This is a genomic window from Rhizobium zaerense, assembly GCF_051810725.1.
In the GTDB taxonomy this organism is placed as follows: Bacteria; Pseudomonadota; Alphaproteobacteria; order Rhizobiales; family Rhizobiaceae; genus Rhizobium; species Rhizobium leguminosarum_I.
The window spans coordinates 92,445-111,642 of record NZ_JBPWQY020000005.1 but is presented as its reverse complement, the minus strand read 5'-3'; the positions used below and the strand labels follow the sequence as shown (position 1 = coordinate 111,642).

24 protein-coding genes are annotated in these 19,198 nt (G+C 61.3%); 13 read left to right on the top strand and 11 right to left on the bottom strand.

The annotated features are described in order from the left end of the window. The first annotated feature begins 1 nt into the window (after nt 1). The 3 genes from hutU to ACS4RR_RS31400 all read left to right on the top strand — a co-directional run bounded on the left by hutU (nt 2) and on the right by ACS4RR_RS31400 (nt 3,061). Nucleotides 2-1,675, top strand: coding sequence for a urocanate hydratase (hutU, locus tag ACS4RR_RS31410; protein ID WP_260111952.1), 1,674 nt, complete (start codon nt 2-4; stop codon nt 1,673-1,675). 5 nt (nt 1,676-1,680) lie between these two features. Then, nucleotides 1,681-2,256 (top strand): HutD/Ves family protein, encoded by a 576-nt coding sequence (locus tag ACS4RR_RS31405; protein ID WP_222386885.1) that lies wholly within the window; start codon nt 1,681-1,683, stop codon nt 2,254-2,256. A 175-nt stretch (nt 2,257-2,431) separates the two neighbouring features. After that, nucleotides 2,432-3,061 carry a J domain-containing protein gene (locus ACS4RR_RS31400; RefSeq protein WP_456190684.1) on the top strand — a complete coding sequence of 210 codons (630 nt, stop codon included), beginning with the start codon at nt 2,432-2,434 and terminating at the stop codon, nt 3,059-3,061. A gap of 21 nt (nt 3,062-3,082) precedes the next feature. Here ACS4RR_RS31400 and ACS4RR_RS31395 read toward each other — a convergent pair whose 3' ends face one another. Both ACS4RR_RS31395 and ACS4RR_RS31390 read right to left on the bottom strand, forming a co-directional pair. Then, nucleotides 3,083-3,784 (bottom strand): DUF899 family protein, encoded by a 702-nt coding sequence (locus tag ACS4RR_RS31395; protein WP_260111951.1) that lies wholly within the window; start codon nt 3,782-3,784, stop codon nt 3,083-3,085. A 293-nt stretch (nt 3,785-4,077) separates the two neighbouring features. After that, nucleotides 4,078-4,338: a DUF982 domain-containing protein gene (locus tag ACS4RR_RS31390; protein WP_017968256.1), complete on the bottom strand. Its 261-nt coding sequence runs from the start codon at nt 4,336-4,338 to the stop codon at nt 4,078-4,080. A gap of 254 nt (nt 4,339-4,592) precedes the next feature. Between ACS4RR_RS31390 and ACS4RR_RS31385 the strand changes: the two genes are divergently transcribed. From ACS4RR_RS31385 to ACS4RR_RS31375, 3 genes are read left to right on the top strand one after another with little or no spacing between them, the layout of a single operon-like run. After that, on the top strand, nt 4,593-4,937 hold the full coding sequence (locus ACS4RR_RS31385) for an ArsR/SmtB family transcription factor (protein ID WP_260111950.1): 345 nt from the start codon (nt 4,593-4,595) through the stop codon (nt 4,935-4,937). Next, nucleotides 4,918-5,403 (top strand): SRPBCC family protein, encoded by a 486-nt coding sequence (locus ACS4RR_RS31380; RefSeq protein WP_017968254.1) that lies wholly within the window; start codon nt 4,918-4,920, stop codon nt 5,401-5,403. The genes ACS4RR_RS31385 and ACS4RR_RS31380 overlap by 20 nt, the downstream gene beginning before the upstream one ends. Further along, nucleotides 5,396-6,016, top strand: coding sequence for a glutathione S-transferase family protein (locus ACS4RR_RS31375; protein WP_260111949.1), 621 nt, complete (start codon nt 5,396-5,398; stop codon nt 6,014-6,016). Before ACS4RR_RS31380 ends, ACS4RR_RS31375 begins: the two co-directional genes overlap by 8 nt. A gap of 327 nt (nt 6,017-6,343) precedes the next feature. On the opposite strand, the gene ACS4RR_RS31370 is transcribed toward ACS4RR_RS31375, so the two are convergent. Continuing rightward, a complete protein-coding gene (locus tag ACS4RR_RS31370; RefSeq protein WP_222386882.1) occupies nt 6,344-6,526 on the bottom strand; it encodes a hypothetical protein in 183 nt (60 codons plus the stop codon). Nucleotides 6,527-6,597: 71 nt separating this feature from the next. Between ACS4RR_RS31370 and ACS4RR_RS31365 the strand changes: the two genes are divergently transcribed. Beyond that, on the top strand, nt 6,598-7,239 hold the full coding sequence (locus ACS4RR_RS31365; protein WP_170260548.1) for an alpha/beta hydrolase family protein: 642 nt from the start codon (nt 6,598-6,600) through the stop codon (nt 7,237-7,239). Between the two features lie 40 nt (nt 7,240-7,279). Here the strand turns inward: ACS4RR_RS31365 and ACS4RR_RS31360 are convergent, their stop codons facing one another. From ACS4RR_RS31360 to pcaQ, 4 genes are all read right to left on the bottom strand, one after another. Further along, nucleotides 7,280-7,951 carry an RES family NAD+ phosphorylase gene (locus tag ACS4RR_RS31360; RefSeq protein WP_017968250.1) on the bottom strand — a complete coding sequence of 224 codons (672 nt, stop codon included), beginning with the start codon at nt 7,949-7,951 and terminating at the stop codon, nt 7,280-7,282. Beyond that, nucleotides 7,948-8,469 (bottom strand): MbcA/ParS/Xre antitoxin family protein, encoded by a 522-nt coding sequence (locus tag ACS4RR_RS31355; protein WP_222386881.1) that lies wholly within the window; start codon nt 8,467-8,469, stop codon nt 7,948-7,950. Before ACS4RR_RS31355 ends, ACS4RR_RS31360 begins: the two co-directional genes overlap by 4 nt. 92 nt (nt 8,470-8,561) lie before the next feature. Then, on the bottom strand, nt 8,562-9,251 hold the full coding sequence (locus ACS4RR_RS31350; RefSeq protein ID WP_456190683.1) for a methyltransferase family protein: 690 nt from the start codon (nt 9,249-9,251) through the stop codon (nt 8,562-8,564). Nucleotides 9,252-9,270: 19 nt separating this feature from the next. Beyond that, complete coding sequence (gene pcaQ, locus ACS4RR_RS31345; protein WP_456190682.1) at nt 9,271-10,188, bottom strand: pca operon transcription factor PcaQ; 918 nt, start codon at nt 10,186-10,188, stop codon at nt 9,271-9,273. A gap of 433 nt (nt 10,189-10,621) precedes the next feature. On the opposite strand from pcaQ, the gene pcaD reads away from it, so the two are divergent. The 6 genes from pcaD to ACS4RR_RS31315 all read left to right on the top strand — a co-directional run bounded on the left by pcaD (nt 10,622) and on the right by ACS4RR_RS31315 (nt 15,228). Then, nucleotides 10,622-11,431, top strand: a complete 810-nt coding sequence (gene pcaD, locus ACS4RR_RS31340; protein ID WP_222313927.1) for a 3-oxoadipate enol-lactonase — start codon at nt 10,622-10,624, stop codon at nt 11,429-11,431. Further along, nucleotides 11,428-11,832 (top strand): 4-carboxymuconolactone decarboxylase, encoded by a 405-nt coding sequence (pcaC, locus tag ACS4RR_RS31335; protein ID WP_017968245.1) that lies wholly within the window; start codon nt 11,428-11,430, stop codon nt 11,830-11,832. The genes pcaD and pcaC overlap by 4 nt, the downstream gene beginning before the upstream one ends. A gap of 9 nt (nt 11,833-11,841) precedes the next feature. Next, nucleotides 11,842-12,591: a protocatechuate 3,4-dioxygenase subunit beta gene (pcaH, locus tag ACS4RR_RS31330; RefSeq protein WP_018071487.1), complete on the top strand. Its 750-nt coding sequence runs from the start codon at nt 11,842-11,844 to the stop codon at nt 12,589-12,591. A 2-nt stretch (nt 12,592-12,593) separates the two neighbouring features. Then, entirely contained in the window at nt 12,594-13,205 is a 612-nt protein-coding gene (gene pcaG / locus ACS4RR_RS31325) for a protocatechuate 3,4-dioxygenase subunit alpha (protein ID WP_222280207.1), read from the top strand. 141 nt (nt 13,206-13,346) lie between these two features. Further along, nucleotides 13,347-14,393, top strand: a complete 1,047-nt coding sequence (locus tag ACS4RR_RS31320) for a 3-carboxy-cis,cis-muconate cycloisomerase (RefSeq protein ID WP_222386877.1) — start codon at nt 13,347-13,349, stop codon at nt 14,391-14,393. A gap of 67 nt (nt 14,394-14,460) precedes the next feature. After that, nucleotides 14,461-15,228, top strand: coding sequence for an SDR family oxidoreductase (locus tag ACS4RR_RS31315; RefSeq protein ID WP_222386876.1), 768 nt, complete (start codon nt 14,461-14,463; stop codon nt 15,226-15,228). A 79-nt stretch (nt 15,229-15,307) separates the two neighbouring features. On the opposite strand, the gene ACS4RR_RS31310 is transcribed toward ACS4RR_RS31315, so the two are convergent. From ACS4RR_RS31310 to ACS4RR_RS31295, 4 genes are all read right to left on the bottom strand, one after another. Beyond that, a complete protein-coding gene (locus tag ACS4RR_RS31310; RefSeq protein WP_222386874.1) occupies nt 15,308-16,204 on the bottom strand; it encodes an alpha/beta hydrolase family protein in 897 nt (298 codons plus the stop codon). A gap of 111 nt (nt 16,205-16,315) precedes the next feature. Next, nucleotides 16,316-16,708, bottom strand: coding sequence for a tautomerase family protein (locus ACS4RR_RS31305; RefSeq protein ID WP_456190681.1), 393 nt, complete (start codon nt 16,706-16,708; stop codon nt 16,316-16,318). Nucleotides 16,709-16,767: 59 nt separating this feature from the next. After that, nucleotides 16,768-18,123: an MFS transporter gene (locus tag ACS4RR_RS31300; RefSeq protein ID WP_456190680.1), complete on the bottom strand. Its 1,356-nt coding sequence runs from the start codon at nt 18,121-18,123 to the stop codon at nt 16,768-16,770. Between the two features lie 55 nt (nt 18,124-18,178). Beyond that, on the bottom strand, nt 18,179-19,165 hold the full coding sequence (locus ACS4RR_RS31295) for an NAD(P)H-dependent flavin oxidoreductase (protein WP_222386871.1): 987 nt from the start codon (nt 19,163-19,165) through the stop codon (nt 18,179-18,181). Nucleotides 19,166-19,198: the final 33 nt, after the last annotated feature.

The following is a 19,198-nucleotide window of genomic DNA, read 5'->3' as shown; positions in this document are numbered from 1 at the left end:
CATGAACAATCCACGCCACAATATCCGCGAAATCCGCGCGCCCCGCGGCAACGATCTCAATGCCAAGAGCTGGATGACCGAAGCGCCGCTGCGCATGCTGATGAACAATCTCGACCCTGACGTTGCCGAAAATCCGAACGAACTCGTCGTTTATGGCGGCATCGGCCGCGCCGCCCGCACCTGGGAGGATTTCGACCGCATTGTCGCGACGCTGAAGACGCTGACGGAAGAAGAAACGCTACTCGTGCAGTCCGGCAAGCCGGTCGGCGTCTTCCGCACCCACAAGGATGCGCCGCGGGTGCTGATCGCCAACTCCAACCTCGTGCCGCACTGGGCGACCTGGGATCATTTCAACGAACTGGATAAGAAGGGCCTTGCCATGTACGGCCAGATGACGGCCGGCTCGTGGATCTATATCGGCACGCAGGGCATCGTGCAGGGCACCTACGAGACCTTCGTCGAGGCCGGCCGCCAGCATTACGGCGGCAATCTCAAGGGCAAATGGATCCTGACCGGCGGCCTCGGCGGCATGGGCGGCGCCCAGCCGCTCGCCGCCGTCATGGCCGGCGCCTGCTGCCTGGCCGTTGAATGCAATCCCGATTCGATCGATTTCCGCCTGCGCACCCGCTATGTCGACGCCAAGGCAGAGACGCTGGATGAAGCGCTTGAGATGATCGACCGCTGGACCAAGGCCGGCGAGGCAAAGTCCGTCGGCCTCCTCGGCAATGCTGCCGAAATCCTGCCGGAGATGGTCCGTCGCGGCATCCGCCCCGATATCGTCACCGACCAGACCTCGGCCCACGACCCGATCAACGGCTACCTGCCGAAAGGCTGGACGATGGGTGAGTGGAAGGCAAAGCGCGAAAGTGATCCGAAGGCGGTGGAAAAAGCGGCGCGCGCCTCGATGCGCGAGCATGTCGAAGCGATGATCGCCTTCTGGAACGCCGGCGTGCCGACACTCGACTACGGCAACAACATCCGCCAGGTCGCCAAGGACGAAGGCCTCGAAAACGCCTTTGCCTTCCCGGGCTTCGTGCCGGCCTATATCCGCCCGCTGTTTTGCCGCGGCATCGGCCCCTTCCGTTGGGCGGCTCTTTCCGGCGATCCGGAGGATATCTACAAGACGGATGCCAAGGTGAAGGAGCTGCTGCCTGACAACAAGCACCTGCACAACTGGCTCGACATGGCCAGGGAGCGCATCGCCTTCCAAGGCCTGCCGGCACGCATCTGCTGGGTAGGTCTTGGCGACCGCCACAAACTCGGCCTCGCCTTCAACGAGATGGTGAGAACAGGCGAACTCTCCGCCCCGATCGTCATCGGCCGCGACCATCTGGACTCCGGCTCCGTCGCCTCGCCGAACCGCGAGACCGAAGCTATGAAGGACGGTTCTGACGCCGTTTCCGACTGGCCGCTGCTCAATGCCCTGCTCAACACGGCATCGGGCGCCACCTGGGTGTCGCTGCATCACGGCGGCGGCGTCGGCATGGGCTTCTCGCAGCATTCCGGCATGGTCATCTGCGCCGATGGCACGGACGATGCCGCAAGACGCCTCGAGCGCGTGCTGTGGAACGATCCGGCGACCGGCGTCATGCGCCACGCCGATGCCGGCTACGAGATCGCCATCGACTGCGCCAAGGAAAAGGGCCTGCGCTTGCCCGGCATTCTCGGGAACTGAGCCCGGTGAAGATCCTGCGCGCCGGCGATCACAAACGCATGCCCTGGAAAAACGGCAAGGGAGAGACGGTGGAGATCGCCGTCTTTCCACCTGACGCCTCGATCGACGACTTCGACTGGCGCATCAGCATGGCGACGGTCGCAGAAGACGGCCCGTTTTCGATCTTTCCCGGCATCGACCGGACGCTGGCGATCCTTAATGGCAACGGCATGGTGCTCGATGTGGAAGGCAGATCTTCGGTGCTGCTGACAACGGCAAGCGATCCGCTGGCCTTCCCGGCGGATATCCCGGTCGCCGCCAGGCTCGAGGACGGAACAATCACCGATCTCAACGTGATGACGCGCCGTGACGGGTTTAGCCATACGCTGATCCGCATCGACGTCGATGGCAGCAAAACCGTGCCGCTGCCGCCCTCGACATGCCTGTTGCTTTGCCATCGCGGCGCATTGTCATTCCGCCGCGACGGCGAGACCGGCGCGCTTGCGGCCGGCGATGCGCTGCTGATCGACGACGCGGCTGCAACCGTGCTGGAAATCGATGGCGAAGCCAGATGTTATCTCGCTTTGATCACCACAGGCTGATCTTCGAACAACATACTGAAAACATTAAGCAATCGAGGATTTGGCGAAGCGTGTGCATAAACCATCGCCATCTCGGGCCATGGACGTCATTCGTCGTTTCGGTCTAAACTTCGCCCTTCTGATGCAGAAGAAGACCTAGACTGCCCGCAACGTGCCGGGGAGCAAGGGAGCAGGCGTGACGGATCCATACGATATTCTCGGCGTTGAACGCGATGCGGACGAGGCGCAGCTGAAGGCCGCCTATCGGCGCCTGGCGAAGGTCGCCCACCCCGATTCGGGTGGCGATTCGGAAGCCTTTGCCCATCTGCAGAAAGCCTATGGGCTGCTTCTCGATCCGGTCCGGCGCAAGGTCTACGACGATACCGGCTACGACGTCGAATTCGCCGATGCGGCCGAATTGCAGGCGCTCATGATGATCGAGAAGCTCGTCACCGATGCAGTGCTCGACGAGCGCGCACCCGGAAGTTTCGATCCCGTGGCCGTCATGCAGGACAGTCTTTCCGAAGAACTGCGAAAGGCGCGTTTCAGCAAGAGCGAACTGGAGCGCCACGCCTCGCGCATCGGACTGCATCTGGAACGGCTGGAAAAGCAGTCCGGCCGCGATGTGCTCGCCCACATGTTCCGCGCCCGCATCGAAGCGATCTCCAAGGCGGTCGCGGAAACCGAGGCGAAGATCAAGGCGGCGGAACGCGCCGCCGACATGCTCTCCGGCTATGTCTACGACATCGATCCGCCGCCGCTGTCTGATGACGCGGTTACCAGCATCGAATGGGTCGAAGCCTCAAGAAACCGCTCCACCGGCTGACGGCGTACGACGCGGCTGATCTTAATAAGCCAGCTTCGGATACCAGTCCGGTGCCCGACCTTCGGGCGTCGCATCGAGCACGGTCCAGAGCGGCATCAGGTCGGGCGCGCCGCGCGGATCCTCACCGGGATCGGCCGTCACACCGCCCATCTCCTGGCTCCAGAAATGGCGGATGGTGCCGTCGCGCCGCGTGAATACGTTGAAGGCGGCGTCATCGCTGCCATCCCTGCCGATTGCGTGATAGTCGCGGCTGTAGTCGTCCGTCATGTCGGAATAAAGCGGCAGATGATGCCAGCCGCGCTCCTTCTTGAAGGCGAGCAGCCTTTCGATCGGCGAGCGGGCGACGACGGCAAGGGCGGCGCGCTGCTGGATGTCAGGCACTTCGCCGTCCCAGGCCGACAGCAGCGAGGTGCACATCGGGCACGGGCGCTCGCGTTGCGGGCCGAACATGTAGCTGTAGACGATCAGCGTATCCTTGTCGGCGAAGAACTCGGCAAAGGAGATCGGCCCATCGCTGCCTTGGAAGCGGTAGTCTTTCGTCACCTCGCCGCCCGGCGGCAGCGCTCGGCGTTGTCTTGCCACGCGCTCGATGTGCCGGCGCAATTCGATCTCTTCGGCCAGCAGCGCGTCGCGGGCGCTGCGATACACCTCGCTCTCATTGGGAAACCGGACGCCGTTCTTGGCCGCAAGCACGGCGGCGGGCACCAGATGTTGATTATCCATGATGATATCCTCCTTCTATTGCCGCGCGTCTCAGACGCGCCAAGGACGTGCTGAAGCCACGACCGCGGTCGCAGCACATCATTACAAGGACGATCGGCCGATGCGAAAATCGACAGAGCCGACGGAAAATATTTGCCCCGCGCTTTGGCCGGCTCAGCGCCCGGATCGCCAAAGTCCAGCCGATCAAGATCGCGCGTTCCGAAATGCGGACCATCGAACCAGCTCATGATCCGCATTGCGCCCTTCCGAGAGGACGCCGCCCCGTGAACTCATTTCACCGTCGGCTGCGAAACTCAGTGAACGGTGATCACCGGAATGCCAGCTTCGTCGGCGGCACGGATAAGCGCTGCTCGCGCGTCCTGAGCCGGAATTTCCCCATGAATTGCATTTCGGCACGCTCTAATCGCTATAAGATATTCTTCTCCGTCGTCGATCGGCCAGCCAACGGTCAGCATCTCGGCAGCCTGGAAAAGGGTTGCGACAAGCTTGTATTTTTCCGACCCACTCACAACGAGCATCAGAGGGGCAAACTCTTCGGATGTGCGCCACTTCATGACATTAGGTCTCCCCACAGTAAACATATTAGTAACCGTGCAAGAACCGTTCCGTGATCTTCGCTGGCATGCCGAAGCTCGTTTCTGAGGCCGCATAATGGAAAGGAGAACGTTTCTTAATGGCCGCTCTAGCCGCCCCAGCATCGCCAGCGTTAGCATGGGCACCTGTTTGCAGGGAAACGGTCGCGCAAGATTGCCTTGACACGTCGCGATAAGCAATATATCTATCCGGTTATATAGCTACATGGTGATATATGGATAGCAGCCTCGATGCGATTTTCTCCGCACTCTCAGACCCAACAAGGAGAGCAATCCTTGAGCGGCTTGCTCACGGCAAGGCGACCGTGGCCGAACTCGCAGATCCCTTCGAGTTGTCTCAGCCTGCCATCTCAAAGCATCTCAAGGTCCTGGAACAGGCCGGATTGATCCGCTCCGGCCGTGAAGCGACTTCGCGTCCCCGCGAACTTCAGCCGGACGCGTTGAAGAAAATTTCTGATTGGATTGGCGATTACAGACGCTTCTGGGATCAGAGCTTCGATCGTCTCGATGGCTATTTGTCCAAGGTACAAGGATACGAAGATGACAAATCCGAAGACTGATACTGACAATGCTCGCGATCTGGTTTTTGTACGAAGGTTCAATGCCCCATGCGATCTCGTTTTCAGGGCATGGACCGACCCGAAAGCGCTAGCGCAATGGAGCGGTCCTCACGGTTTCAAGGCGGTGGGCGACCAGCTTGAAGTTTGGCCCGGTGGTAGACACCGCGCCTGTCTGATAGCGCCAGATGGAGAGGAGCACTGGGTTAGCGGAAAATACCTTGAGGTCGAGCCTCCGCACAGGCTTGTCTTCACACATGCCTGGGAAATCGGAACCGGCGAAACGAGCCCGGAAACGGTGGTCACGATTGCGCTAAAGGAAAGCGACGGAGGCACGGAAATGACGTTTCGGCAAAGTGGATTTGAAAGCGCATCGTCACTTGAGGGTCATGAAGGTGGTTGGTCGCAAAGCTTCGAGCGACTTGGCGTTTTTCTGGGGGCTGAATCCGAAAGGCCGGACCATGAATAAGGCGGCGATGAAGCTTTACTATTGCGAGACGCTCAATCCTCGGAAGGCCTGCGCCGCTGCCCGTTTTCTTAAAGCCGACGTCGAGTTCATAAGGATTGACCTGGCAAGCGGAGAACAGCGCACCACTGAATTCCTGGCTCTTAACCCGAACGGGAAAGTCCCTGTGCTGCAGGATGATGGCGGAACCTTGTGGGAAGCGAATGCCATCATGTGCCGGTTGTCTGACAGCGTTGCCTCGGATTTCTGGCCGCATGACCACCGGCAGATCGACGTCCTCCGGTGGCTGAGCTGGGACGCCAGTCATTTCACCCGGCATGGGGCAACGCTGTGGTTTGAAACCTTGATCAAGCCGTTGTTCGGCGGAGAGCCTGACGTCGCCGTGATCGAAGATGCGAAGACGAGCTTCCGACTCCATGCTCGCGTGCTCGACGACCACTTGGCCACGAAGATCGTCGCTGTCGGAAAGACACTGACTATCGCAGATTTTGCATTGGCCGCTGCACTTCCTTATGCGACTTCTGCTGAGATTCCACTTTCCGAGTTCAGGCATATACAGGCGTGGTACGAACGGCTTGAACAACTAGATGCGTGGCGAAACCCCTTCCCGGCCTAAAAAGGTGCGGCCGTCTCCGCTTGGCTGGCGTGTCTGCTTCGCCGGTATTTTCTAACTAATCCGCTTCACGGGGCCTCGCTTCTCCGCCGCTGGAATCCCTTCGCCCGTCAAACGACAAGACGAAAGCGGCGGTATGCGCAAGGGCTGCAAAGCAAAAAGGGCGCTCGACCCTTGCGGGGAGCGCCCTTATCCTGTCGGACAACGAACAATTCGACGACGTCGATACCGCGCGCGTCCATTTTTCAGGCAGGACGGGTATATGGACCCTTCCCGCCGGGGTTTCAAGAGGCTGTTCAGCGGTTCTACACTATAATCGACCGTAGTCGATCAGGAGGCGACCCCGGTGATTGGATTGACCACAGGTCGTTCGCTTTTGTCCCTGACCCCAGCCGGCTGCAACGCCGGCGGCGCCATCGATTCTGCGTCGGCGGGCTCCGGCTTTTCAGGAACGACGCCGACATCCTTGGGTCGCCGCTGCTCGGGCTTTACGTTTTGATCATTCGTCGACATTGTCAGTCTCCTTTTCAGGAAGAAGTCATGGCCGTCGACATGGTTCCGGCGATGGGATGGAGGATTTACCGATGCTTGACAGGTTTCTGCTGCAGGGCCCTCAGGATGCGCACTTCACCATCCTTCTTGCGCATGGCGCCGGCGCGCCGATGGATTCGGCATCGATGACAGCAGCCGCAAATGCGCTCGCCGGCGTCGGCTTCCGTGTGGCCCGTTTCGAATTCGCCTATATGGCTGCCCGCCGCACCTCGGAAGGCCGCAAGCCGCCGCCACGGGCCGAAACGCTCAATCCCGAATACGAGGCGGCCATTGCCGAGCTCGGCGCCAGCGGTCCTCTAATCATCGGCGGCAAGTCGATGGGCGGCCGGGTCGCCAGCATGATCGCCGACGGTCTTCATCGTCGGGGTAAGATCGCCGGCCTGCTCTGCCTCGGCTATCCCTTCCATCCGCCCGGCCAGCCGGAGAAGCTGCGCACCGGCCATCTCACAGGGCTGGCGACGCCCGCCCTGATCTGCCAGGGAACGCGTGACGAATTCGGCACGCGGGACGAGGTGCCAGGCTACGATCTGTCCGACAGGATCGAGATCCTCTGGCTCGAGGATGGCGACCACGACCTCAAGCCGCGCAAGACGATCTCCGGTTTCTCCAGTGCCGATCACCTCGCTACGATGGCGACGGCGGTGAAGACATGGGCCGAACGACTGCCGGTTTGAGCATCACCCTTGTCCCGGTGCCGGCCCGCGGCTGCCGCCATCAGGCTGCAAGCTTCCTGACATCGATGCGTCGGTCGGTGGCCGAAACGGTGATTTCGAAGTGGTCGGCCTGCACCACGCCCTGAATATTGCGCGGCCGGTGGGCGACGATGGCCACTCCGCCTTTAAGCCGGACACTGTCATAGAGGATACCGGCGCCGCCGCTCGAGCGGACCTCTTCCCCCAGCACCTGCGACGCCGCATAGCTGGTGGCGTCATAAACATCGGGCCGCAGACTCTCTTCACCGCGAATGTCGAGGTAATCACCAATCAGATTGGCCGCATAGCTTCGATAGGTGCGCGCCATCGTCGCCACGCTGCGCGCGTAAGCTTCGCGCCTGAGATGATGGCCAACCTCCGCGGCGGCGGTTCTGAGATCGTCGGCGGCATACCAGGCGCCGAGATCCGGGCCGTTGAAGCGCATTCCTCCCGGCGCGACATGCAGGAATGCCGCCATCACAATACTGGCATTGGCAATGCCATAAACCCATTGGTCCTCGGGAAGCCGTTGGATGCGGTCGGCGACCAGACGGTCGTTGGTCCAGCCGACGAGCTCCATCACGGCTTCGAGATCGGCCGCCCGCGTCACCGTCTCAAAAAGCCCGATGGGCGGAAACTGCGAAGGGATCAAGCGGTACGATGGACGTGGCGCCTGGGCAAACCGATCCCTCACCGGAAGACGATGTCCGCGTCTTCGTAGGGCGTGAACGCTTCGTCGAGCGCATTCGGCTGCATATAGAGACCGCCTCGCGCGCCATCGAGAAAGCGGCGGACAGTCATCAACCCGTCCTGGGTTCCGTTCGTCGCGACATCAAGCGGCGGACGCCCGCTGAAAACGAGCGCCTGATGCGGTGTGCGCAGCCAGGCGACGCCGGCGCGTTCATCGGAAAACAGCACGCCGAGCGCCTGATGGATGCCGAGCACGGCCGAGATGCGGGTTAGCGTATCGACATCGAGCGTGAAGGCACCGTGCTCGCGCGCCTGTTTGGCCCAATTGTGGTAGGTCGACCTAGAGGGATAACCGAGCACGAGCAGACGCTGCTCTTCCGTCAGTCCCCAGAGATCGGCGATCGCCAGAAAGGTTCGCAATGCCGGGGCGCTGAGCCTCCTGCGGTTTGCCGGAGCAAACCGCTCCATTTCCAGCCGCTGTGGCCCCTGGCCCTTCCGCTGCTCCCGTCGTGCATGCTGCATAAGAGCCTCCTGTCTTGAATTAGACATAGTCCAAATCTGGGCATACATCAAGCAAATTTAAAGACCGGTCCTGCCGACCGCCGGCTTAGCCGTCACCATAGTCCCGGCAGCAGCCGGTAGCGGACCTTGCGGCGGTATTCGGCGTAACCCGGCAGGTCTCTGGTCAGATGTTTCTCCTCATCCAGCAGCCGCGCAGCAAGTCCGCCAAAGGCAGGAGGGATGGCAAGCAGGCCCCAATAGGAGCCGAGCGATAGCGGCATGCCTGAGAAGAGCACCAGCGCCGCCGCATACATAGGATGGCGCACGATGCTGTAGAGCCCGCTGGAAATGACCCGTTGGCCCCTCTGGATCTCGACTGTCGCCGAGGCGAAGCTGTTCTGACGCAGGACGAGGAAGCAGCCGTAAAAACCGGCCGCGACCAGGAGATTACCGAATATCACCATCGGCACCGGAACGGCCGACCAGCCGAACCGATGATCGAGGGCCGAGCCGATGAAGAGCGCAATCAGCGCGACACTGTTGAAAAGCTGAATACGCTTTTGCGCCGGCAGCCGCTCCGCGCCCGGCCCGACATGCAACCGCTGTTCCAGCAAAGCGCGGTCATACTTCAGGAAATAGGCCGTCGTCGCGATGATCCAGCCGCAAAAATTGAGAATGAACAGCCAGCCCTGCCAATAAGTCAGCGAGCCCGCGGCAACGAAGATCATCACCGCCAGCACCACGACGAATTTCACCGTCGCTTCCGTCGCCCGCCTGCCCAGATCCTTGTTCTGACTCTCCATCGGTCCGACCTCCGTTACCTCAGGAAACCTCGCCAGCCGCCTCGCGGATCGTCTGCATGAGGATCGATTGCGGCAGAGACTGCACGGCATCGGCGCGCATCGTCAACCCGACCGGCCCCCTGGTCTCGCCGGTATCGACCGGCAGAAGCGCCAGCCGCCCGTCGGCGACATCGGCGGCCACCACGCCGTTGGAAATGATCCAGATCGCATCACTTGCCCTGAGGAAAGCGCGGCCGAACGGATCCGACACCGTCTCGATCTGGTTCGGCAGGCTGGAGACGCCGTTGACGATGAGGAAATTTTCAACTACCGGCCGGATGATCGAACCCCGCGTCGGCATCAGCACCGTATAGTTGCCGAAGCTGGCAAAGAGCGATTGCCTGCCGTCGAGCAGCGGATGGCCGGCGCGCACGGCAAACACCACCTGTTCGGAATAAAGATGCTCAAAGGAAAAACCCGCCATCTTCTCGGCGCCTGCTAAGCGCCCGACGACGATATCGAGATCGCCGACACGAAGCTGTTCCAAGAGCACCGCGTTCTCGCCGGTGACGATCTTCACCCGGCTCCAGGTCTTCTCCTTGAGGAAGAGTTCCATCGCCCGCGGCATGATGCGCGATGAAACCGTCGGCAGCGCACCGATCCGGATCGGCGGCGCATCGGAAAACTGCTCCTGCGAGACGGAATCGAGACCCTGTCGCAGCGCCGTCAGCGCAGCGCCAGCGTGCCGCAGGAAGACCTCGCCGTAGCGGGTGATCTTGATGCCGCGGCCGTCGCGCTCGAAAACATCGACGCCCAGCGCCTGTTCCAGTTCGCGGATCGTCTTGGTGACCGCCGGCTGGCTGACATGCAGCAATTCGGCGGCCTTCATGACGCTCTTCTGCCGCGCTACCTCGACAAAGGTTTGCAGATGGCGGAACTTGACCCGGCTGTCGATCATCGCTCGCATAACTCCATGGTTATCGAAACGCCAATAAATATCATTTTACTTAACCGGATCAACCATTCAATTTCCCAGCCGGAACGCTGCCTGTCCCGTTGGATGGGCGGTGAGAACTCTAAAATTTTGAAGCGCGCATCATTCTTTGTGAAATCCTCTATAATCCAGGGAGGCTTAGTGAAGCACCGGATGTGGTTTGCCTCGATAGGCCGGGGCAAGTTTGGCAAGAGGGCTAACCCCACTCTCCGTCATCCTCGGGCTTGACCCGAGGATCCATGCCCGCTGCTGCTCGGGTCAAGCCCGAGCATGACGGAGGGTGAGGCAGGCGGGAGGAGCCATTCATGGCGCAGACGCCTGAGTCAGGAATGCCGTCCGTCAGTTGAACCAAATGCCGGTCCTCCGGCTGAACTGATTTGATGAGGAGGAGAGTGACGTGCAGTTCGCCCGCATAAACGACGTGACGATCCATTATCAGGTCATCGGTGCCCCTGCCGACAGGCCGGTGATCGTCTTCACCAATTCGCTGGGCACGGATTTCCGCATCTGGCGCGACGTCGTGGTGCGGCTCGCCGGCGAATTCGCCATCGTGCTTTACGACAAACGCGGCCACGGCCTTTCCGATGTCGGCCAACTTCCCTCATCGATCGAGGACCATGCGACGGATCTCGCTGGCCTTCTCGATCTGCTGTCGGTCAAGGATGCCGTCATCTGCGGCCTGTCGGTCGGCGGTCTCATTGCCCAGTCGCTCTATCACCGCCGGCCGGACTTGATCCGCGCGCTCATCCTCTGCGACACCGCCCACAAGATCGGCACGGCGCAGAGCTGGAATGCCCGCATCGCCGCCGTCGAAAAAAACGGCATCGCAAGCATCGTCGACGCCATCATGGAACGTTGGTTCACGCCCGCCTTCCGGCGGCCAGAGAGCACCGCCTATGCCGGCTATTGCAACATGCTGACGCGCCAGTCCGTCGAGGGCTATCTCGCCGCCTGCGCCGCGATCCGCGATGCCGATTTCACCGAAATCGCAAGGACGATCACTGTCCCGACGATCTGCATCGTCGGCGACCAGGATGGCTCGACGCCGCCCGATCTCGTGCTTTCGACCGCGAAGCTGATATCAGGCGCGCGTTACGAGGTCATCCCTGATTGCGCGCACATTCCCTGCGTCGAGCAGCCGGAGGCGCTGACGGCGATCATCCGCGCCTTCCTCACATCCATTCCGTCTGGAGAAGTCAGCCCATGAATGAGACCGCGTCCTCCTCCGAGCGCTATCGGCAGGGCATGGCGACCCGCCGCGCCGTGCTCGGCGACGCCCATGTCGACCGCGCCGCCACCGCGTCGACGGAGTTCGACCGCCCTTTCCAGGAGTTGATCACCGAAGCCGCCTGGGGCCATGTCTGGTCGCGCCCGGCGCTGACCAAGCGCGAGCGCTCGATCGTCACGATCGCTCTGCTTGCCGCGCTTGGCCAGGACGACGAGGTTGCCATGCATGTGCGCGCCACCGCCAATACGGGGGCGACCCGCGAGGATATCTGCGAGGCGCTGCTGCATGTGGCGATCTATGCCGGCGTTCCCGCTGCCAATCACGCGATCAAGATCGCAAAACAGGCTTTTGAACAGATGGACGCCGAAAAGGCGGCCTGAGGGAGGAACATGTCCGAACGACCGAACCGCAAGCCCGAGACCGGCGGCTTCTTCGCCCGCGACCGCGCCTGGCATGCGCCGGCGCTGACCCCCGGCTACAAGACCTCCGTGCTGCGCGCGCCACAGCGCGCACTGCTGTCGCTCGACGGCACGATTTCCGAAACCACGGGTCCGGTCTTCGGCCATTCGATGATCGGCGAACTCGACAACGACCTGATCCTGAACTACGCGCAGCCCGGCGAAAGCGCCATCGGCGAACGCATCATCGTCCATGGCCGCGTGCTCGACGAGCGCGCCAGGCCGGTCGCCGGCGCCTTGGTCGAATTCTGGCAGGCCAATGCCGGCGGCCGCTATCGCCACAAGAAGGAAACCTATCTGGCGGCGATCGACCCGAATTTCGGCGGCTGCGGCCGCGCCATCACCGACGAGGACGGCCACTACCATTTCCGCACCATCCGTCCCGGCGCCTATCCCTGGCCGAACGGCATCAACGATTGGCGTCCCGCCCATATCCATTTTTCGATCTTCGGGCATGGTTTTGCCCAACGCCTGATCACCCAGATGTATTTCGAGGGCGATCCGATGATCTGGAAATGTCCGATCGTCGGAACGATCCCCGACAAGGCGGCGATCGAGCAACTGATCGCGCCGCTCGACTGGGGCAACACCATCCCGATGGATTCACGCGCCTATAAATTCGACATTGTGCTGCGCGGCCGCCGCTCGACGATGTTCGAAAACAAATTGGAGGGCAACTGACCATGCAGCAGCTCGGCTATCTCAAGGAAACTCCGTCGCAGACGGCAGGCCCCTATGTCCATATCGGCCTGACGCCGAATTTCTGCGACATCTCGGGCGTCTACGACACCGATCTCGGCATCGGGATGGTCAACGACAAGACGCTCGGCGAGCGTATCACCGTCACCGGCCGGATCTTCGACGGCGCCGGCGCATTGGTGCGCGATGCGGTCATCGAGATCTGGCAAGCCGACAGCGCCGGCCTCTACAACAGCCCGTCGGAAATGCGCGGCGCCGCCGATCCCAATTTCACCGGCTGGGGCCGCTGCCCGACCCGTGCCGAAGACGGCGTCTACAGCTTCGAGACCGTCAAGCCCGGCCGCGTTCCCTTCAAGGACGGCCGCAGACAAGCCCCGCACATCACTTTCTGGATCGTCGCCCGCGGCATCAATATCGGCCTGCATACGCGCATGTATTTTCCGGAGGAGACGGAGGCCAATGCCGCCGACCCGCTGCTTTCCCGCATCGAACATCGCGAGCGCGTCGCAACGATGATCGCCACCCGCGACGGCGCGACCTGTCATTTCGACATCTACCTGCAGGGCCCGAAGGAAACGGTGTTTCTCGATATCTGAGGGCATGGTGGCGGCTTGTTTGCCGGCCACTCTGCAAGTAGCCTCCATAAATCGCGGACGCCGCCTCGAGTCCCTTCTCCCCAGTGGGGAGAAGGTGGCGGCAGCCGGATGAGGGGGCCGCCACCACAAACCGAGACGATCATGACCGCATCGCCGTTCGACCACCCCTTCCTTTCCAGCCTGCTCGGCGACGATGAAATCGCGCCCTATGTCTCCGCCGAGGCGGATATACGGGCCATGCTCTCCTTCGAGGCCGCGCTCGCCAAGGCTGAAGCCGCTCACGGCCTCATTCCTGCCGAAGCCGCAAGGCGCATCGCTGACACCTGCGCCGCCTTCTCGCCGGATATGTCCAGTCTTCGATCGGCAACGGCAAGGGACGGTGTCGTCGTTCCCGATCTCGTGAAGCAGCTGCGCGCCGATGTCGGCGAGGAAGCGGCAAAAAGCCTGCATCTCGGCGCCACCAGCCAGGATGTCATCGATACCAGCCTGATGATCCGCCTGAAGACCGTCGTCTTCCTGTTTGCCGGTCGGCTTTCCACCATTGCCGAACGGCTCGATGCGCTGGACCGCCAGTTCGGCCGGAACCGGCTGATGGGTCACACACGTATGCAGGCGGCGATCCCGATTACTGTTGCTGATCGCCTCAACGCGTGGCGCGCACCGTTGACGACCTATCGCGATCGCCTGACCGAGCAGAGTTTTCCCGTCCAGTTCGGTGGTGCGGCCGGCACCCTGGACAAGCTCGGATCGCAGGCCGCAGCCATCCGCGCTTCGCTCGCCCAGGAACTCGGCCTCACCGATGCATCGCAATGGCAGAGCGGGCGTCTGCCGATCGCCGATATTGCCGGCCTGTTTGCGTCGATATCGGGCAGTCTCGGCAAGATGGGGCAGGATATCGCACTGCTTGCCCAGGCCGGTGACGAGATCGAAATTTCAGGCGGCGGCACCTCGTCGGCCATGGCACACAAGCAAAACCCCGTTTCCGCCGAAGTCCTCGTTTCGCTCGCCCGCTTCAACGCCACGGCGCTCTCGGGCATCCATCATTCCTTCGTCCATGAACAGGAACGCTCCGGCGCTGCCTGGACGCTCGAATGGCTGCTGCTGCCGCAAATGACGATGGCGACCGCCGCCAGCCTGCGGCTCGCTGGGGAGCTTGCAGGAAATATCAAGAGGCTTGGAACGGCCTGATCCGGCACCTTTGCATGTAATGCCGGAAACCGGCTATGCACAGTGCAATGAAATCAGGAGCAGCCCCGTGACCTTTCCCCTCTTCGATCTCTCGGGCCGTCGTGCCCTCGTCACCGGCTCCAGTCAGGGCATCGGCCGCGCATTGGCGGTCGGGCTTGCCGAGCATGGCGCTTCGATCATCATCAACGGCCGCAACGCGCAGAAGGCGGAGGCCGCCGCCGAGGATATCCGTCGCAGCCATCGCCATGCCGTCAGCGCCGCCTTCGACGTCACCGATGCGGAGGCCAGCCGCACCGCCATCGCCTATATCGAGGCGGAGATCGGCCCGATCGACATCCTCGTCAACAATGCCGGCATGCAGTTTCGCACACCGTTGGAGAACTTCCCGGTCGACAAGTGGGACGAGATCTTCAAGACCAATGTCTCCAGCCTGTTCTATGTCAGCCAGCCGGTCGCCCAGGCGATGATATCGCGCGGCTGCGGCAAGATCATCAACATCGCCTCCGTCCAGGCCGAACTCGCCCGTCCCGGTATCGCGCCCTATACCGCGACCAAAGGCGCGGTGAAGAACCTCACGCGCGGCATGGCCACCGACTGGGCGAAATACGGCCTGCAGGTCAATGCGATCGCGCCCGGCTATTTCCGCACGCCGCTCAACCAGGCGCTTGTCGACGATCCGAAGTTTTCTGGCTGGCTGGAAACCCGCACGCCGGCGGGCCGCTGGGGCGAGGTCAAGGAGCTCGTCGGCGCCGCCGTCTTCCTCGCCTCGGGTGCCTCTTCCTTCGTCAACGGCCATATGCTGACGGTCGATGGCGGCATCACCGCCTCGCTCTAGCAGGCTGCTGCCGCCTCCGTACAGATGCCGCCAGTTCCGGCGGTTTTGGCGGCCGAGCAAGCGCTGTCCGAGGCGCAGATTATTCGCCGCTGGACTTCAGGAAGGCGACCGTCGCCGAAATCAGCTTGTCCACTGTCTCAGCGCTCTGTTCGACGCCGAAACCATGATCAACGGGTTCAGTCCACAGTTCCTCCGGACCATCGTGATAAGAAAGCAGCGACTTGGCGAGAACGGGCTGGGGAAAGACGATGCTATCACGTGTTCCGACCGCCAGGAACAGCGGACCCTTATAGCGCGAGATCTCGCCAGCAGGCTGCACTGCGTATAGGCTCTCGAAGAAGCGGCCTTTCAACGGGATATCTTTCCCATCGCCGAGGCGCTTGGTAGGATAGACGTTATCGCCAGCTTTCACAGCTTCAGCCATTTGCTTTTCGCCGAAGATCGAAATGAATGCCGCGGGAAGATTGATACCGGGGTTCCAGAGCACCACAGATTTTAAAGGTGTTTTTGTCCGGCCGGCGACGGCGGTCGTGACAGCGCCGCCCAGGCTCATTCCCATCACCGAAATCCGCTTGCCATCGACGCCGTCATTCGTCGATAGGAAGTCGAGCGCCGCTTGCGCGTCCGTTATCTCGGTTTCGACCGTCATGTCTTCGAATTTGCCGTCGCTCTCCCCGCTGCCGCGAAAATCGATCCGAAGCGAAGCGATGCCGTTCTTTGCGAGCACCGGCGCAGCACGCCCGAATAGGCCTTCCTTCACTGCGTCCGAACTCCATTCGTTGCGGCTGCCAGTGAAGCCGTGAAGCATCAGGACGACAGGGGGATTGGCAACATCATCCGGCGTAACCATCGTCGCTACGATTGTCTGGCCTTCGACTTTAAGTTTGACGATGGTCTCCTCGGCTTGCGCGGAAACTAAAAAGGTTGTCATCAGCACTCCCAGTGACGCGGCAACGGTTCGGTATAGCTGTTTCATAGCTGCTCTCTTTCTTGTTTGAATTTGCGCTCGGCCGGTCAAAGTTGGTGGCGCGGCCGTATCGGATTGGCATCGGGCGTTGATGTCCTTTCACCGCCGCGGATGCCTGATTCAGCGAAGTTCGCCGGTTATGAATTGAGCTCGACCAAGGCCGAAGGACCAATCCGCGTCGCCATTCTCCACGATGCTGACTACGACATCTGCAGGGTCGATCGCACACGCATCCAGAAGCCCCGTGGTAACAAAACGGTAGAAGGCCTGCTTATCTTCGGCGGACCGTGCTCGCGAGATCACCTCGATAATGATCAGCCTGTCACTGCGAGAAATTCCGAGGCCAGTGTCCTCTGCACGGACATGGGTTGGCTCGTGCTCATACAGAATCTGATAACGATCTGCCGTCGGCACATTGAAAGCCCTGACGACTGCCTCATGTATGCAGTTGAGTATCCTCTCATGATCGTTTGGCGATCGGCCCTTCAGAAGATTGATTTTTATCAGCGGCATGGGTCGTCCTCGGGGGAAAGGAGAGCGGAGAACGGCCCTATGCCGTTCCCCGCCTGCACTTAGTTTGCATCCGCCGGGAGGGCGGCTATGGCGGGTCGGGTATCGACAGACAGGGCACGGGGGAAGCAGAGCAGGTTCACGACCGCGCTCATAATCGCGATCGCGATGGGATAGGCCAGGCCGGCATAGATGTTGCCCGTATAGGCAACGAGCGACAGACTGATGAGGGGAACGAACCCGCCAAACACGCCTGTTCCGATGTGATAGGGAAGCGAGAGCGAGGTGTAGCGCAGTTTCGCCGGGAAGAGCTCGACGAGGAAGGCTGCCATCGGCCCGTAGACCAGGCCGACGAAGACGAGTTGGGCGACGATGAGGGCCGTGACCAGAACGAAATTTTGCGCTGCGACGGCGGCGGCGATGCCCTGATAGATCGGGACATAGAACACGGCTGCGAGAATAAAGCCGGTGACAATCAACTTGCGGCGGCCGACCCGGTCGGACAAGGCGCCGAAGAAAACGATGAGCGGCGTTCCGATCACCAGAGCAGCCGCAAGGCAAAGGTTCGCCGTCAGGAAGTCCAGCTTCAGCACGCTCTGCAAGAAATAGAGGGCGTAGAACTGCCCTGTATACCACACGCATCCGAGGCCCGCGGTTGCCCCAAACAGCGCGAAGGCTGCATAGCGCGCACCATGACCGGTGGCGAAACTCTCGCAGATCGGGCTCTTTGCGGTCTTTCCGCCCTTGCGGAGTTCCTCGAAAACCGGAGATTCGCTGAGCTTGAGGCGCAAATAAAGCGACAGGACGATCAAAACCGACGAAAGCAGGAAGGGGATTCTCCAACCCCATAGCTTGAAGATTTCTTCGCCGAGCGACAGCCGGCACGTAAGAACGACGACAATCGCCAGGAAAAAGCCGACGGTTGCCGTTGTCTGGATAAAGCTCGTAAAGAAACCACGTCTGTTTTCGGGAGCGTGTTCCGCAACGTAAACGGCGGCGCCGCCGTATTCGCCGCCGATTGCCAATCCCTGGATCAGCCGGAGGACGACAAGGGCGATCGGTGCAAAATACCCGGCAGTCTCGAAGGTTGGCAAGATGCCGACAAGCGCGGTCGCGATGCCCATCAGAATGAGCGTCATCAAGAAGGTGCTCTTGCGTCCGAAGCGATCGCCGATGCTGCCGAACAGCAGGGCTCCCAATGGCCGCACGACAAATCCCGTGGCGAAAGTCGCGACGCTGATCAGAACGGCTGCCGTCGGCTCATTGGCTGGGTAGAAGAGTGTCGAGAAAAAGATTGCCAGGCTTCCGTAGAGATAGAAGTCGTACCATTCTATGACCGTGCCGGCGCTTGACGCGAGAACGACGGTCCAGATGCCCGGTTTGCGGACGGAATCGTCCCTTTCCTGTAGCTGTTGCATGCTGCAGTCCCCTTTTTTGTTTTTGAAGCGATCGGCCCTTTTGGGCCGTGGTAAATCAGCTGGCGATGCGCTGATCGAATGCGTAGAGGCCAAGCCTTTCGCTTGCTTCGCGCACCGTTCGGCGGACGATGTCCTTCGCCGACGGCAGATCGTTGATGAGGCCAACCGCCTCACCGACGGTCACGTTGGCCGTGTCATAGTCGCCAGAGGCCCAAGCCGTCTCGACCTTTGACAATTCTTCGGAATGCAGCATACGCAGCTCTTCCTCGCGGCCATGCCATTTGTCGATGAAGCCGTTTTTGAGCAGGCGACCGGTATAGCCAGCGGGCCAGGCTTTCTGACGGACGATGTCGTAAACGGACGTCCGGATCGTCTCGTCGCCAGAGGCGGCGACAACCTTGTCCTTGGCTGCCGGATGGATGAGCGACTCGCGCGTAGCCCAGAACCTGGTTCCCATCAGGACCCCGTCCGCTCCAAGCATCAGCGAAGCGGCCAGGCCTCTTCCGTCGGCAATGCCGCCTGCCGCCACAATGATGACAGACGGGGAAATCTTCGCCACCAGATCCACGACCGCGGGAACGAAGGGCATGGTCGAGCGCGCGACCAGGCCATGGCCACCGGCCTCGGTCCCCTGAACGATAAGCACGTCGGCGCCGACGTCGATCGCATGCCGGGCATGTTCGAGCGTGTGGATCATACAAATCAGCGGAACACCCGCCTGCTTGACGCGGGCTGCGAGCCTGGCCGGATCGGAAAAGGACAGCATCATCGCGGATGGACGCTCCGCAAGCGCACGGTCAAACAGATCAAGGTCGTGCTCAACCGCCCATGTAATGAACCCGCAGCCAACGCGTTCGTTGGTGATCAGCGATGACTCGGTCTCGTACCATGAACGATCAGCATATCCGCCGCCCAAAAGACCCAAACCGCCGGCATCGGCGACGGCGGACGCAAGCGCGCCACCCGCTGCCGGCGTCATCGGTGCCAGGATGATCGGGTGCTCAATATTGAAAAACTCTGTCAGACGCGTCCGTATCGTCATCGTACTTCTCCCAGTTGGAGGAATGTTCCCGGT

Bases quoted from the DNA above. Each gene is read 5' to 3' on its own strand.
- ACS4RR_RS31300 (WP_456190680.1), bottom strand. From the start codon at position 18,123: ATGCAACAGCTACAGGAAAGGGACGATTCCGTCCGCAAACCGGGCATC.
- ACS4RR_RS31375 (WP_260111949.1), top strand. From the start codon at position 5,396: ATGAATAAGGCGGCGATGAAGCTTTACTATTGCGAGACGCTCAATCCT.
- pcaC (WP_017968245.1), top strand. From the start codon at position 11,428: ATGAATGAGACCGCGTCCTCCTCCGAGCGCTATCGGCAGGGCATGGCG.
- ACS4RR_RS31350 (WP_456190683.1), bottom strand. From the start codon at position 9,251: ATGGAGAGTCAGAACAAGGATCTGGGCAGGCGGGCGACGGAAGCGACG.
- ACS4RR_RS31380 (WP_017968254.1), top strand. From the start codon at position 4,918: ATGACAAATCCGAAGACTGATACTGACAATGCTCGCGATCTGGTTTTT.
- pcaG (WP_222280207.1), top strand. From the start codon at position 12,594: ATGCAGCAGCTCGGCTATCTCAAGGAAACTCCGTCGCAGACGGCAGGC.
- ACS4RR_RS31390 (WP_017968256.1), bottom strand. From the start codon at position 4,338: ATGAAGTGGCGCACATCCGAAGAGTTTGCCCCTCTGATGCTCGTTGTG.
- ACS4RR_RS31365 (WP_170260548.1), top strand. From the start codon at position 6,598: ATGCTTGACAGGTTTCTGCTGCAGGGCCCTCAGGATGCGCACTTCACC.
- ACS4RR_RS31305 (WP_456190681.1), bottom strand. From the start codon at position 16,708: ATGCCGCTGATAAAAATCAATCTTCTGAAGGGCCGATCGCCAAACGAT.
- ACS4RR_RS31355 (WP_222386881.1), bottom strand. From the start codon at position 8,469: ATGCAGCATGCACGACGGGAGCAGCGGAAGGGCCAGGGGCCACAGCGG.
- ACS4RR_RS31310 (WP_222386874.1), bottom strand. From the start codon at position 16,204: ATGAAACAGCTATACCGAACCGTTGCCGCGTCACTGGGAGTGCTGATG.
- pcaQ (WP_456190682.1), bottom strand. From the start codon at position 10,188: ATGATCGACAGCCGGGTCAAGTTCCGCCATCTGCAAACCTTTGTCGAG.
- ACS4RR_RS31295 (WP_222386871.1), bottom strand. From the start codon at position 19,165: ATGACGATACGGACGCGTCTGACAGAGTTTTTCAATATTGAGCACCCG.
- pcaH (WP_018071487.1), top strand. From the start codon at position 11,842: ATGTCCGAACGACCGAACCGCAAGCCCGAGACCGGCGGCTTCTTCGCC.
- hutU (WP_260111952.1), top strand. From the start codon at position 2: ATGAACAATCCACGCCACAATATCCGCGAAATCCGCGCGCCCCGCGGC.
- ACS4RR_RS31385 (WP_260111950.1), top strand. From the start codon at position 4,593: ATGGATAGCAGCCTCGATGCGATTTTCTCCGCACTCTCAGACCCAACA.
- ACS4RR_RS31395 (WP_260111951.1), bottom strand. From the start codon at position 3,784: ATGGATAATCAACATCTGGTGCCCGCCGCCGTGCTTGCGGCCAAGAAC.
- ACS4RR_RS31320 (WP_222386877.1), top strand. From the start codon at position 13,347: ATGACCGCATCGCCGTTCGACCACCCCTTCCTTTCCAGCCTGCTCGGC.
- ACS4RR_RS31370 (WP_222386882.1), bottom strand. From the start codon at position 6,526: ATGTCGACGAATGATCAAAACGTAAAGCCCGAGCAGCGGCGACCCAAG.